This window comes from Microcoleus sp. AT3-D2 (genome assembly GCF_036705715.1).
Taxonomy (GTDB): Bacteria; Cyanobacteriota; Cyanobacteriia; order Cyanobacteriales; family Microcoleaceae; genus Microcoleus.
Genome location: NZ_JAUBVE010000009.1, coordinates 52,835 through 66,916 on the forward strand (window position 1 = coordinate 52,835; position 14,082 = coordinate 66,916).

13 protein-coding genes are annotated in these 14,082 nt (G+C 45.2%); 6 read left to right on the forward strand and 7 right to left on the reverse strand.

Features of this window, described 5'->3' with window-relative positions:
- The first annotated feature begins 65 nt into the window (after positions 1-65).
- Positions 66-674: a signal peptidase I gene (lepB, locus tag QUB44_RS06130; RefSeq protein ID WP_333159651.1), complete on the forward strand. Its 609-nt coding sequence runs from the start codon at positions 66-68 to the stop codon at positions 672-674.
- A 166-nt stretch (positions 675-840) separates the two neighbouring features.
- Here lepB and QUB44_RS06135 read toward each other — a convergent pair whose 3' ends face one another.
- Both QUB44_RS06135 and QUB44_RS06140 read right to left on the reverse strand, forming a co-directional pair.
- A complete protein-coding gene (locus tag QUB44_RS06135; RefSeq protein WP_333159653.1) occupies positions 841-2,382 on the reverse strand; it encodes a peptide ligase PGM1-related protein in 1,542 nt (513 codons plus the stop codon).
- A 350-nt stretch (positions 2,383-2,732) separates the two neighbouring features.
- On the reverse strand, positions 2,733-4,349 hold the full coding sequence (locus tag QUB44_RS06140; protein ID WP_333364400.1) for a glycosyltransferase family 39 protein: 1,617 nt from the start codon (positions 4,347-4,349) through the stop codon (positions 2,733-2,735).
- 417 nt (positions 4,350-4,766) lie between these two features.
- Here QUB44_RS06140 and QUB44_RS06145 point away from each other — a divergent pair, with 417 nt between their 5' ends.
- Both QUB44_RS06145 and recA read left to right on the forward strand, forming a co-directional pair.
- Entirely contained in the window at positions 4,767-4,946 is a 180-nt protein-coding gene (locus QUB44_RS06145) for a hypothetical protein (RefSeq protein WP_333364403.1), read from the forward strand.
- A gap of 187 nt (positions 4,947-5,133) precedes the next feature.
- Positions 5,134-6,270, forward strand: coding sequence for a recombinase RecA (gene recA, locus QUB44_RS06150; protein WP_333364407.1), 1,137 nt, complete (start codon positions 5,134-5,136; stop codon positions 6,268-6,270).
- 280 nt (positions 6,271-6,550) lie between these two features.
- On the opposite strand, the gene QUB44_RS06155 is transcribed toward recA, so the two are convergent.
- Positions 6,551-6,988, reverse strand: coding sequence for a hypothetical protein (locus QUB44_RS06155; protein WP_333159663.1), 438 nt, complete (start codon positions 6,986-6,988; stop codon positions 6,551-6,553).
- A 300-nt stretch (positions 6,989-7,288) separates the two neighbouring features.
- On the opposite strand from QUB44_RS06155, the gene QUB44_RS06160 reads away from it, so the two are divergent.
- On the forward strand, positions 7,289-8,773 hold the full coding sequence (locus QUB44_RS06160; RefSeq protein ID WP_333364410.1) for a NarK family nitrate/nitrite MFS transporter: 1,485 nt from the start codon (positions 7,289-7,291) through the stop codon (positions 8,771-8,773).
- Between the two features lie 119 nt (positions 8,774-8,892).
- Here the strand turns inward: QUB44_RS06160 and QUB44_RS06165 are convergent, their stop codons facing one another.
- On the reverse strand, positions 8,893-9,612 hold the full coding sequence (locus QUB44_RS06165) for a hypothetical protein (protein ID WP_333364413.1): 720 nt from the start codon (positions 9,610-9,612) through the stop codon (positions 8,893-8,895).
- Positions 9,613-10,229: 617 nt separating this feature from the next.
- Between QUB44_RS06165 and QUB44_RS06170 the strand changes: the two genes are divergently transcribed.
- Complete coding sequence (locus QUB44_RS06170; protein ID WP_333364416.1) at positions 10,230-10,703, forward strand: Coq4 family protein; 474 nt, start codon at positions 10,230-10,232, stop codon at positions 10,701-10,703.
- Between the two features lie 29 nt (positions 10,704-10,732).
- Positions 10,733-10,957, forward strand: coding sequence for a helix-turn-helix transcriptional regulator (locus tag QUB44_RS06175; protein ID WP_333159671.1), 225 nt, complete (start codon positions 10,733-10,735; stop codon positions 10,955-10,957).
- Between the two features lie 149 nt (positions 10,958-11,106).
- On the opposite strand, the gene QUB44_RS06180 is transcribed toward QUB44_RS06175, so the two are convergent.
- From QUB44_RS06180 to QUB44_RS06190, 3 genes are all read right to left on the reverse strand, one after another.
- A complete protein-coding gene (locus QUB44_RS06180) occupies positions 11,107-12,003 on the reverse strand; it encodes an alpha/beta hydrolase (RefSeq protein WP_333296986.1) in 897 nt (298 codons plus the stop codon).
- A gap of 217 nt (positions 12,004-12,220) precedes the next feature.
- Positions 12,221-13,663, reverse strand: a complete 1,443-nt coding sequence (gene dacB / locus QUB44_RS06185) for a D-alanyl-D-alanine carboxypeptidase/D-alanyl-D-alanine endopeptidase (protein WP_445299874.1) — start codon at positions 13,661-13,663, stop codon at positions 12,221-12,223.
- Between the two features lie 81 nt (positions 13,664-13,744).
- Entirely contained in the window at positions 13,745-14,071 is a 327-nt protein-coding gene (locus tag QUB44_RS06190) for a (2Fe-2S) ferredoxin domain-containing protein (RefSeq protein ID WP_333364423.1), read from the reverse strand.
- Between the last annotated feature and the right edge of the window lie 11 nt (positions 14,072-14,082).

Below are 14,082 nucleotides of genomic sequence, written 5' to 3' on the forward strand. Positions count from 1 at the left end.
GCGTGCTAGCATGGAAGCATTATTAAGTTTATAATTCGTATCCAGCTCAGTCACTACAATACCCTATGACTCGTCTAGACAAGTCAGCCGACGAAAAACCTCCGCAAGACACCGAAAATCCTTGGATTGAAGGAATTAAGACGATCGGCTTAGCAGCATTTTTGGCCTTTGGTATCCGCACCCTGGTTGCCGAAGCACGCTACATTCCCACCGGCTCGATGCTCCCAACCTTACAAATTAACGATCGATTAATTATAGATAAGGTAAGCTATCGATTCCAAGAGCCCCAGCGAGGAGATATTATCGTATTTATGCCTCCTGACCAGGCTAGTTTGTGCACGGGACAGCCGCCACCGATCAAAGATGCCTATATCAAGCGAGTGATCGGACTACCGGGGGACAGTGTGGAAGTCAGAGATGGAAAAGTTTTTATTAACAAGCAGCCGCTACAGGAAAAATATATTGAAGAAATTCCGCAGTATCCCTACGGGCCTGTAGTTGTAGCTCCAAATTCTTACTTGGTGCTCGGCGACAACCGCAACGCAAGCTGTGACAGCCATTACTGGGGCTTTGTACCCAAGCAAAATATTATCGGTAGGGCGATTGTGCGTTTTTGGCCGCTCAACCGCACAGGTTCGATCGATCCCACGCCCATTTATCCCGCTAAAAATTAGCTCTAATGGAACCAAGAAGGCCAATTCAATAATAGCAATGATTTGAGTGATTAAGAACATCCTAATCGTCTGATCGTTTGCTATACAAAACGCGAGGGATATTAGATCCCCGACTTCTTCAAGAAGCCGGGGATCTAAGCTGACTGGCTGGATCAAATCTCAAATCTCAAATCTCAAACCTCAAATCGCCTGACGTTTCGCGATCGAGAACTTTCACAACTTTGTTATACATATCCTCAGCTTCTTGCGGCGAATTGCCGATACTCGTCACTCCTAATTTGCCAAACTCCGACAAACAACCCATTAAATGAAACACACTCCCCGTCTCTGTACCGCTGTCAAAATGCAGTTGATTGTCAGCAATAATATCCATCAAATCGTTCGGTAATAATCCCCTATAACGCTCTTTTTTCAAATTGTCCGAAGCGACATAATATTTCGGACGGCCCTGCAGGCTGTAAAATAATCCGGTAGTACGATCGTACCGGCCATTTGTTAAGAGCTTCAGCGCCATAAACGGATGAGTTGTGCCTCCTTTCCGCAAGTTAATTTCTATTGCTTGCATATCCCAGTTGCCGTCTGATTGCCGCACCGCGAGAAAATCTACTCCAAATCTCTCTAAAGCACCTTTTTCGGCTAAATTTTTCCCTACTTTCCATCCCAACTCCTGCAACGCTATTCGATAAGATTCGTCCGCCGGAAATTGGCAACCCAAGAAAATTTGACCGTCTGGGCCTCCTAAAATTTGGTCATGGGTTGAGAGAATTTCTACTTCGCCACTGGGGACAATTCTGCCTTGAACGCTGGGCGAGAACTTTTCTTCTCCTTCGATAAATGCTTCGGCAATTGCCCCTAATTCGGGAATGCGGCTGCTAAAATTTTCCCAGGTTTCGCCCGTTGCTTGAAAGCGCAAATTATGGAAGTGCTCGCCAATTGCCTTCGCTCTTTCTGTAGGCGCTTTACCTGCGAGGGACTTCAGATCTAAAATTGCATTTCCTTCCCCCGAAAAACCTTCATTTAACTTAATTACTATCCGCTGCAAATGCGGCTGCCGCGCCCACAACTCGGCCGCAGCTTCCGCTAAATCTTCCGCATTCCAAACCAACTCGGAACCGTCAGGATAAGGCACGCCACATTCTTTAAAAATTTGCCTGCTACCGCTTTTGGTTCCCCAGTATAACAGATCGGGATCGCTAGCCCACAAAGGAATCCCCAATTGAACAGATAACTCGCGTTCCAAGGGCGTCGAGTTATAACAAACCATATAGGATTTTGTCGGCCGCGCTGCTTGACGAATGCGCTCCATTAAGCGGGGACGATCTAAAATTTTCTGTGTGAGGGATTTGGCAGAAGCATCGTAAGCACTGAATAGCACAAGCCGATCGCGCGCATGAGAAAATGGTATTCCCGGCAGCAATTGCAGGTAATAATCCACAATCATTGGGTGCAAGGGCTCCGAGGTAATGTAAATTAAGCGCGTGCGGGGATTTCGCAGGCGAATCAATGAAAATAAATGCCGCTCTTCGTAATGGTAAGCACCCTCAACTTTCTGCATTTCTTGCTGATCTAAGCTGAGAGAAGGAATGATAATAATGTCACAATCTCCGCCGTCGAATTCTTCGATTGCTCGCCAACGTTCGCGTAATTCTGTCTGAAGATTGCGAAACTTCTGCGCGGATTCGGAAGATGAATTATTTAACTCTTGCATTGCGTTTTATCCTAAGTATTCAAATAATTATTGCTGATGATGTCGGGTGTGTCAGCCCCAATACTTGAGATAACTCACACAGTTTTTTTTCTGACGCACCTTACCGGGAATAGGGACAAAAATACCCAAATAGTGATTTAAGGTGCGTCAGTCGAAATATTTGAGGCAATTCAAACAGTTTTTTCTGCCCCCGCCCAAAAACCGATACCATGCCACGTACTCCTATCGTGAATATCCAAAAATTTTAGACCAAAGTTTAATCTCCCAGATTCATCTGTGGAATAAATCTAAAATCTAAAATCCACTGACGCACCCTACCGCGCACGAGCTTCCATTTCTGTCAATCTGCTCTAAGAAGCTCGCCGCGCTCGAAACAGTCTGGCATATTCCAATATCGGCTCTAAGCGACGTTGATTTTGCTTGAGTGCCGATCGCAATTTTTCCGAAGGACGGAACACCAGGGGAGCCGAATATTTGTTCAGCATCTCCATATCTGGCGACTCGCTCATCAGCATCAGCCGCACGTCTTTGTCGAGCAAATAACTCAGAGAAAGCAAATCTCCCATGTTAGTAAAATCGTTGCCGCGATCGCTAATTACAATTGTATCTTTAATCGACCGATTAGCTATCGCCTCTTTGTTAATAATTTTCGCAACTTCAGCATTAAAATAGCTCAAGTCTTTGCTCCACCAAGTATCAGAAAAAGCGCTGACGGTACAGGATGCTATACTTGCTGTAAATACCAAGGCTAAAATGACTTGCCAAAACCGCTGCTGAGTTTTCACGTTACTTGCGAGCAAGTAACCAACTGCTAGCTGCACTCCCGGAAAGCAGGAAATCAGATAACGGCTGACGGCGGAACGTTTGCCGCCTAGGATTAGATCCGGTAACGCCAGGATCAAAAAAGGTACAAAAATTGATGTTACAATAAACAGCCAAGTTGAACTGCTAGTCCGGCGGCAGATTTTGTAAAGGGCGGCCGCCATTAACAGCAAAAATGGCAATCTCAGCAGATAAGTCCAAATATTATCAAACCCGAAGTCGAAGTCAAAAAATAAGGATGTAAAGCTGAGTGTCCACAATTTGACAAGATACAGCCAACCCGGAGATACTCGCGTCCAATCTGTCGTAGAGGAGGCACGTTCCAGGTTGGTCGCCAGCACGTAAATCCAGGGGATATACAATATTAAAGCTGCTGTTACGGCTAAAAAAAATTGGGAATTAATTACATGACCTCGCAATTTTGTTTTTTTGAAAAACAACCAGTAAGAAATTATAAAAACTCCGTGTCCGATGAGTGTTAAACTGAAAAAAGGGTGAGTGTAGAAACCAATGGCGATCGCCAGCGAGTAAAATACCCAATTTTTCCAACCCCGCAACCGCACTGCTCTCAGCAGCAGCCAACTGCTGCCAACAACTGTGGCTGTCAGCAAACTGTACTGCCTTGCTGTCTGAGCAAACAATATGTCAAAGGGAGATAAAGCCAAAAGTGCTGTTGCTAATAACGCCGCCAAATTCGAGGCGAAAAGTTCCTCAGCTAAAGCGTACATCAAAGGCAGCGACAGCAAACTCAATATTGCTGGCAAAGTGCGGGATTCTGTTAGAGAACTGCCAAATTCCTGCATCCACCAACGAGCCATGAGAAAGTATAAAGGCGGATGCTGCGGGTCTTCTAGTGCTAAAGAACGAATTGTGTCTGCTTCTGTACTTCCCGGTTTAATCCGCTGATATTTTTGCAATTCGGGTGCGGTAAAAATCCGGTTTTGGAATAGTTCGTTGTCGATTTCTTGGCGGGTGAAACCAGCGGCGCGGATTGATGTGTAAGCTTCGTCGTGCCAGTACAGTTTGCGATCAATCTCAAAAAACCGAAATCCGATACCTAGTAAAAGGCCGATCGCCAATAAGTTCATCAGCCAGCGGGAATTTTTGGTATTAACAGATGTGTCTTGATGTGTTGTAGATCCCATGCTTGTCCTAATTGTGGCGATTTCCTCCGGGATAGCTACGCTTCACGGAACGTGGAACTGCAAACCATCTTAACTCAATTGGCGTAAGTCTCACACCGTAACTGTACCCGGTTCGGTGTTGGGATATAAGCCAAACAAAAATATAGAAAGAGTTGGCATATAGAGTTGATTTGAGTTAATATATAAATGGTTGCGACCCACTCACTCGGCTGTAATAACAAAACGGTCATAGTAGCAGTAATATGCTTACCGGGAAACTGCGAGAGAAAGGAGGAAAAGGCAGACCGCTGGTTAGTATGGTATGCCCTGCTGTAAAAAATAACCCATGTTTGTTGTACGAAAAGAGTTTTTGGTCTTAGGAAATAGGACTTCTGCGTGGGTTCCCTACGAGGGGATAAAGGGCGTAAAAGCCCAGAGATGCTGTGTAAGACTCCGATCGTCTTTGATGACGAATATTCAGCAATGAATATCCCCAATAGAGCGACGGCAAACGAGACACGAAGCCCGAATTATAACGGTACTCCGTTTAGTTTGGGTATTTCACACCTCACTCAAGGAGCGATCGATACCCACTATAGCGGTTCGATCGCGTGGTGAGGTATGCCCTGTTTGCCCTGCGCGGGCCCATGCCCGAGTGAAAGCTCGCGAGTGGCCGGGGCCTCCCCAAAATCAAGAATCTTCAACCAGATCCTCCCAGAACCTCCAGACCCCAAAAATAACTGCTAACATACGTGTTGTACAGTTAATCAACAAGCTCCGCAAGGGGTCTACCCGCTTACCGCAAATGGCAAAAAAAGAAGCGTCTATAAAAACTTCCACTGAAAACTCAGAAAAGCAAAAAGCTTTAACTTCCGTACTCTCCCAAATCGAGCGCAGCTTTGGCAAAGGGGCGATCGTCCGATTGGGAGACTCCACTCGCATGAAGGTAGAAACCATTCCCACCGGAGCCCTGACGCTGGACATTGCTTTGGGCGGCGGTTTGCCAAAAGGCCGAGTCATTGAAATTTACGGGCCCGAAAGTTCCGGTAAAACCACTCTAGCCCTCCACGCGATCGCCGAAGTCCAAAAATCCGGCGGTATCGCAGCCTTCGTGGATGCCGAACACGCCCTCGATCCCACCTACGCCTCAGCTTTAGGCGTCGATATTGAAAATCTCTTAGTTTCCCAGCCGGATACCGGCGAAATGGCCCTAGAAATAGTCGATCAACTCGTGCGTTCCGTCGCCGTCGATATCGTAGTAATTGACTCCGTAGCCGCCCTCGTCCCCCGCGCCGAAATTGAAGGCGACATGGGCGACTCCCACATGGGTTTGCAAGCGCGCTTGATGAGCCAAGCTTTGCGGAAAATCACCGGCAACATCGGCAAATCCGGCTGTACCGTCATTTTCCTCAACCAATTGCGGCAGAAAATCGGCATAACTTACGGCAACCCGGAAACAACAACCGGCGGCAACGCACTCAAATTCTACGCCAGCGTGCGGCTCGATATTCGCCGCATTCAAAGCTTGAAAAAAGGTACCGAAGAATACGGCAACCGCACGAAAGTTAAAGTTGCTAAAAATAAAGTTGCTCCGCCTTTCCGTATTGCCGAATTTGACATTGTATTTGGCAAAGGCATTTCTACTTTAGGCTGTCTGACTGACTTAGCCGACGAAATGGGAGTAATTCTGAAAAAAGGTTCTTGGTATAGCTACAACGGAGAGAACATAGCTCAAGGACGAGACAAAGTGATCCAGCACATGGAGAAAAACATCGATTTCAAAAATGAAATTGAGGAGCTAGTTAAAAAGAAACTTGAGACAGGTGCTCTGGTTTCTGCTAATTCTGTCGCTCCTATTGAGGTAGATGATGTAGATGATGTAGATGATGTAGATGATGTAGATGATGTAGATGATGTAGATGGTTTGGACGAAGAAATCTAAGTTTTTTAGTCAATAAATCCGATAGGTGTTATAGCTCCGACTTTTTAAAGAAGTCGGGGCTCTGTTTATTCTGTTTTTTTAAGATGTAGGGGTAATATCAAATCCGTTAGCATCGGAATAGTAAATTCGAGTTCACTGTTCACTGTCAACCGTAAACCGTAAACCGTCAACATCATTCCGGTGTAACCGGAAATGATATAAAGCATTTGAGAAAATACAAAGAACCCCGACTTCTTCGATGAAGTCGGGGTTCTAAAATAAGAGTATTTCACCACGTTATTTAATGTTGAGGAGTTTGGTGAAAGGAAATCTCTAAAACTTCTATCTGCTGGTTGAGAGTAGCAGAGCGCTTCTGAGCATATTTGTCGTGCAGAAAAATACTTAAGCCCACACCCACTGGCAAAACAAAATAGATAAATCCCAGCAACATCTGAGCAATGTCTTCTTGGGCTACTGCATCGAATTGAGGCGCAGCAGTAGGTTGACTTGTCGTGCTGTTGACTGGCTGCTGATTGGATTGCTCGATCGCCTGTGCTTTTTCTTGCGGTTGAGCTTCCTGGGCGATCGCCCCAGAAGCAGTTCCCAAGCATCCAGCCACTGCTACACATACTGTCAGGAAACTAAAAAGTCTTGATTTAACCTTTAATCCGTTGTTCATGGCACTGATTGAGTGGCGATCGCCTTGCTGAGTTTCTCTTTCGGTTAAGCGTACAAGCATTTTTACTTACCTGTTTTTAAAATAAATTTAATTTCTGTATTCAAATATACTGTTTTTTGGATTTTAACGCAATAAGCATTTATTACTAAAATTAGATTTAAATGCAATATCTGCATTTATTCAATGCGCCAGGTGGGGTTTTGAGCACAAACAGTAACTTTGTATACAATTTTTCCTCTCGACATCCACTTGAATTGGAACGCAACATCAAAGCGCGATCGTAAAAAAACCGTTACCTCAAACAGTTAGAAAGTCAACTCGAAATTAATAATCTGTATTATTTATTAGGACAAGTTATATATGCTTCAAGGACTTTTATCGTTCAGAGGGCCTTTTCGGATTCTGAACCTGAGTTGGTTTGCTTTTTTCTTAACTTTCGTAGTGTGGTTCAACTACGCACCCTTCAGCACAACGGTGCAGCACGATTTGGGATTGACAGTTGGGCAAGCCAGAATCATCAGTCTGTGCAACCTAGCTTTCGCAATTCCTGCACGTATTATTATTGGGATGTTGCTCGATCGCTTCGGGCCTCGCATCACCTTCTCTTCACTCCTGGTGTATGCAGCATTTCCGACACTGGCATTCGCCTTTGCCCAAAACTTTAATCAGTTGGTTTTGAGCCGTTTGGCAATGGGAATTGTCGGCGCTGGATTCGTAGTTGGCATTCGCTTAGTTGCCGAATGGTTTCCCCCAAAAGATATCGGCTTCGCTCAAGGTATCTATGGCGGCTGGGGCAACTTTGGCTCTTTTGCCGCAGAAGCAGCGTTACCAGCGATCGCGGCAGGAACAGCTTTTCTCTCAGTCGGGCACACAAATTGGCGGCTGGCGATCGCCCTTACTGGGATTGCCACAGCAGTTTTTGGAGTCATTTTTTACTGCAACGTTCAAGACACTCCTCCCGGCAAAGTTTATCAGCGCCCGGCCCGCAACGGCGCAATGGAAGTCACCAGCGCCAAAAGCTTTTGGGCACTGTCGATGACCAATATTCCTCTATTTGGTGCATTAGCTTTGATTGTGTGGCGCTTGCAGAAAGCAAATTTTCTGACTGCAAATGTGATGTACGCTATTTGGATTAGTTTGACAGCACTGTATTTAATTCAGGCTTACAAAGCCTGGCAAGTTAACCGAGAAGTTGTCACCGGTCAAAAACATTACCCACCTCAAGAACGCTATCAAATCAGTCAAGTATTCCTATTAGAATTAGCTTATGCAGTCAGCTTTGGTTCAGAGCTCGCTGTGGTTTCCATGTTACCGGAATTTTTTGAACACACCTTCAATCTAAATCATGCGATCGCCGGGCCCCTAGCTGCTACATATCCCATGATGAACTTGGTCAGCCGTCCAGCCGGAGGCTTAATTTCAGACAAAATCGGCAGCCGCAAGTGGACGCTGACAGTGACGATCGGCGGAGTGGGATTGGGATATTTAATTATGAGCCAAATTACGGCAAACTGGCATTTAGCAATTGTGATTATCGTGACCATGTTATGTGCCTTCTTTGTCTTCGCCGCAGCAGGCGCAACTTTTGGTATCGCCTCCTTAATTAAACGAGAAGTAACTGGTCAAATTGCCGGAAATATCGGTGCTTACGGCAGTGTTGGCTCTGTAATTTACGCCACCCTTTATAGCTTTTTGCCCCAAACAGTTGCAGGCAACCGCAGCTTCTTTGAGGTACTCGGAATTGCTGCTGTAATTGTCTGCTTCCTTTGTGTTTTTATCCTGAAGGAACCGAAGGCTATTGAAAGCCAAGATTTGGCAGAAGAAGCTATGCTGCTGGGCCACTAAATCCCAAATCAAGTTTTAATTAGAACAACTTAAAACAAGAGAATACCCCGCCGCCTGACTTCTTTATTTAAGAAGTCAGGCTTTGAGATGAGCAGCAGTTTATTTATTACTTTTGTCACTTACTGTGGCAAAGAAACTGGCTCGATGTATTGAGAATTAGCGCGCACATAACAGCCTTGTCTTGTCAGCAACCAGGGTTGACCGTTCGCCATCGTAATAGCATTTGCTCCCCTGAGTTCAGCCGCAACTGTATCTCTATCCGCGCGGTAAACTTGTTGAATTGCTCCGTTTGCGGTCTTGCGGCAGTTGAGTTGTCCATCTCGCGAGGTGACTCGCCAAGCAGGCCAAGTTACCAAACCATTTGTTTGACTCGACCAAGTATTAGCATTGCTAGAAGTATAGTCGCCACTTGCATTAGGACGCGGTAAAGATTCGACTAAATTTACTTTAAATGTCTGGCCCATAGAAGGACAATTTTCTCCTCCTTTCACCTTCCAAGTAACTTCGGCTCCCAATTGGCTGCTTCTTCCAACTTGACGCCTGACAATGGCAATATCTCCAGAACAAACAATTTTTCTGCCAGGGCCGATCGCACTGTCTTTGAAAGTCCCATTGTAATAATAAGAGCCGGCAGCTCCTTCGGAACGGGTAATTTGAATATTGCCAAAAAATTCCCGATTGCCTACTTTAGTCAAGTAAAAACTGCTGCGATTGTTTCCTTTTTCTGACAAGTTTAAAGTAGTTTTACCGTTAGGATTAACATAAGTGGTAGCGCTAGCAGCAGCGCACCAAATCAATGACACAACTCCTGTGGATAACAAAATGGAAAGTTTTTTCACAGCAACACCTTGTATGATACGAATCTCTACTTTATTTGTAGCTGTTGGTGAAGATATTTGACCAGTAGCTCAAATGAGTGTCACTCATTTGAGCTACATTCTAACGACATACGGGCAATCCCCCATGATTGCCACGACCAATTGGGCAACCACGGGTGATGGGCACTACTGCGTAATTCTGAAAAATCAACTCTGCATAACTTCACCTTGCTTCAGGTCCCTTCTACTCTCTTCACTTGTATGCACCTGCATCACGAGGCCTGCAAGCTTCCACTTCTGACTCATTGCAGGTTCCAATAATTAGCAGCAGAATAAATTTATATACGTAAGTAAGGGAGTTCCAATCACCGCTAAATACTGTGGATTTTACGGCTACTTCCCGGTGGGTCAAGTGGGGGCAACTAACACTAGCCCGATTTTGAAAACTGGCAGATTTCACCTCTGAGGCAGTTTGTAAAGAAATGTAAAAGCTCCTGATCGCCGATTGGTTTGACAGAAAGTACGATTTTTAAGCTGAGTCGGTAAAAAAAGTCGTCTTGATTCAGCGCAAAAATGAAATTGACAAACACAAATTAATTTGCTCGAAACTTAAATCATTGTCGAAGGGAGAATAACTTATGGCTGACGGTCAATTAGGAGTTATATTAAAGATGGCTCAAACAATTAATCCTCAAATAGAGAGCGATCGACACTTTGAAATAGACTTGGCAAAGTTGCGCCAACTGCCAGCAGGAACATTAGGGTGTGAAGTGGCGCGATTTCTAGACGAACAAGGCTTTGAGCCGATCGCATCGGGAGACTGGATTCAGCGAAACCACGACGTTTGGCACGTTCTGACTGGTCTTTCGGCTTCAACAGAAGATGAATTGGTACTTCAAGCGTTTACTCGCGCTCAAGTATTTCGTCCTTCTTGTGCGATTTTAGTGTTAGTTGGACTGATCAGTGGCAAATGTGCGATCGGACAAATTATCAAAGGATTAAAACACGGAAAATTAGCCACTCAGTTAATTAATTGGGACGTTGCATCTGATTGGGAAACTCCTTTATCGGAAGTTCGAGAAAAACTCGGAATTCTACCCTTAATTGATTAGATTTTAACTCGTTACCTCATTGCAAAAATATGCAAAGCCAAAGTTACAAACCGGAAATTAGCCTGAGCCCACGCGAAAGAGCGATCGCGCAATTAGTAGCCCAAGGCCTGCCAAACAAATGTATTGCCAAAAATTTAAATATCAGTCACTGGACGGTTGCTACTTACGTGAGGCGAATTTTTATCAAACTCGGTGTTTGTTCCAGAACTGCGATGATTGCACTGCTGATCCAAGAAAATTTGCTCTGGGACTGATCAATAAGTAGGGTGCGTCAGCTAGCTGGAATTCTCTGGTAATCCAGAAACTCTAGGCACAACGCACCCTAAAAAAAACCTATCCCTAGACAGATGAAAACCCGGTTTTACAGCTAAACCGGGTTTTCATTTGCAATGTTTAAAACCTTCTATGCCACAGCCACAGAACGAGAAGAATTTCTCAGAAAACTCAGCAATTCTCGATTCACCGTTTGCGGCGCTTCCTGCTGAATCCAGTGACCACAGTGAGGAACTAATTTCAACTTAAACGGAGCCGTAATTAATCTGTCTAAACCTTCTACCAGTTTGTGGCTCAAAAACGCATCTTCTTCTCCCCAAAGCACCAAAGTAGGTACTGTCACAGGTTCTAATTTCTGCCCCAAATTCCAAAGCCTCTGCGGGTGAAACATCTGACGGTAATAATTGATAGCGGCGGCTAATACTCCCGGCTTTTCTAAAGCAGTCTGATAAATCTTAGTTTCCTCAGCGCTAAAAGATCCTTTGCGAACAGCTTGTCCTTGGAAAACATTGTGAACAAAATCTTTCAAGTTTTGCCGGATCAACAATTCCGGAATGCCGGGAACCTGAAATGCCAAAACGTACCAACTGCGGCGGATTTGATCTAAATTACTCGCCATTTCCTGCATGAATCGCTGCGGGTGCGGAGCGTTTAAAATTGCCAAGCGGTTGAGTTGTTCGGGGAATTTTTGAGCTAAGTGCCACGCAATCGCCCCTCCCCAATCATGACCTACAACGTGAGCTTTTGTATAACCGAGGCTCGAAATCAAACCGCGAATATCCGCGCTCAGCGTATCTAAATCATAGCCGCTTTCCGGCTTATCGGAATCGTTGTAGCCCCGCAAATCCGGCACTACCACCTTGAAATGACGCGCTAAAGCAGGGATTTGATGACGCCAAGAGTACCAAAACTCTGGAAACCCATGCAGGAGGAGAACGAGCTCGCCTTCTCCTTGAGAAACGCAGTGCAGGCGGATGTTATTGGTTTCGACAAAGATGTGTTGCTGTTCGGAATCGAAAGAATTCATAGTTGGAAAGTTAGACTTATTTTCGGTCAGTACAGAACCCGCCGACTGGTAGCAGGCTAAAACGTCCCAATGGTGTTAAATTTTCTACTTTTATTGTAGCTGCTTTTCGATCCCCGCCGCTGCAATCTAATCAAACTTAAAACTTGTAGGGTTTTGGGGTGTCCGGTGTTTTAGGTGTAACTACTGAGTTCAAGTTTATCACCTTAAATGTATTGTTTTAACAGCGGCGCAGGCGATTCAATAATAGCACAATTTCGTCCGTTGCCGATCGCATTTTTGCAGTCGATAGGTCAGATTGATTGACGATAATGCTAAACACCAGCGGTTCGTAATTCGGAACTTCGATATATCCCGACAGCGCCGAAACTCCGCTCATAGTTCCTGTTTTTGCTTGCATAATTACGCGGTTTGGTGTAACATTAAAGCGATTTTTCAAAGTGCCCTTCTCGCCAGGGATCGGCAGTGACTGGCGGTAAATAGATGCAGCAGGTGAATTGGCCATAAGTCTCAAAGTTTGCACCAAGGCTTCTGGAGTAATTAAATTGTGCCGAGACAAGCCGGAACCGTCGGCTAATCTGTAGCTGTTTGGATTTACTCCTAATTGAGTTAAAACTGCCTTTAGCTCTTTCAAACCCATTTCCCCTGTATCCTCTTGTGGCACAGGCATCTTGTCTGTAACTTTCCCCAACAATCTCAATAAAACTTCTGCATAAAGATTGTTGCTTACTCGATTAGTTTCTCTCACCAATTCCGCCAGTGGCGGCGATTCAACGGTTGCTAATTCTTGATTTAAATTGCGAGAAGCCGATGCCACTAAAGCCTGTTTAACAGGAATTCCCTCAGTCGCCAGGGCTTGTTGAAAATACTGCAAAAAATTATTAGCGGGGTTGACAACTGCGACATAAGCTGATTCAGGTTCTGCACCAACTTTCAACTGTCCGCCCACTCGAATTATAGGTCGATCGAACTCCCGGCCAACTTCAATAAACTCAGATTCGTTTTCGGCGACGGTAACAGTATTGTTCTGAAGTTGCCACTGATTTGCCAGCTTTGCTTCGACAAAAGTAACTTTCAGAGGTTGCCCGATTGCCTGTGGGGACAAGAGAAGGTCGATCGCGTTTTGATTGAAAATTAAACTGTTAATCGGCGCTCCGTAGCCAGCTTGCGCGTCTTCCCATTCCCAATTCGGATTGACTGCACTGCCTTGAAAATAGCTGTCATCGCCAATCAATTGGTTAACTTGACTGATTCCCCGCTGCTTCAACTGCTGCGCCAAGGATTTCAACTGAGCCTCAGCAATGCTCGGATCTCCCCTGCCGGAAACGTACAAACTGCCATTTTCGCCGCTGTAAACCGATGTCTTAATCCGAAAATCTGCACCGAGTTTCTGCAAAGCAGCGGCTGTAGTTAGCAGCTTGGCATTTGATGCTGGAATAAAATATTTGGTGGCGTCGCGGCTGTAGAGAGTAGCAGTAGAAGATAGAGGTTGAATCAAAATGCCCCAGCGCGATCGACTAAATTCGGGACGGTTGGCGATCGCATCTACTTGCGCTCCCAAATCCGCAGGACAAATATCCCCAGCAACCGCCGACGTTTGAGCAGCAACCGCAGACGGACGCCCCAGAATTAGGACTAACAAACTAAGCGCAATTCCTTGGATTTTCAAAGTGCCAATTCCTTAACAATAACTATTAAAATTAGATGCACCAAAGCTTGGAATTTTCACCGGATCAAGTCAATATTAATAATAATAACGCGCATGAATTCTCGGATTGAACAGCGCCTCTACAGGTTTTCCCTCTTTGAAGTGCTCTTCCACAATTAACGGTACATCACTCGGTTTAACTCGACAATACCAAATTTCGTCCGGCGTAACTCGTACAGTCGGGCCAGTGGTGCACTGTCCCTGACAACTACAGGCCTCCACTTTCACCCCTGCAACTTGTTGAGCTTCAAAAGCAGCTAGCACTGCTGCTGAACCATTTTTCAGGCAAGATTGATACTGGCAAACCAATACACAGCGCGCTTCTGGTTGGGAGTCTGGTTCTCGGGCTGGAGATTCTGGCATTGGTAAGGATT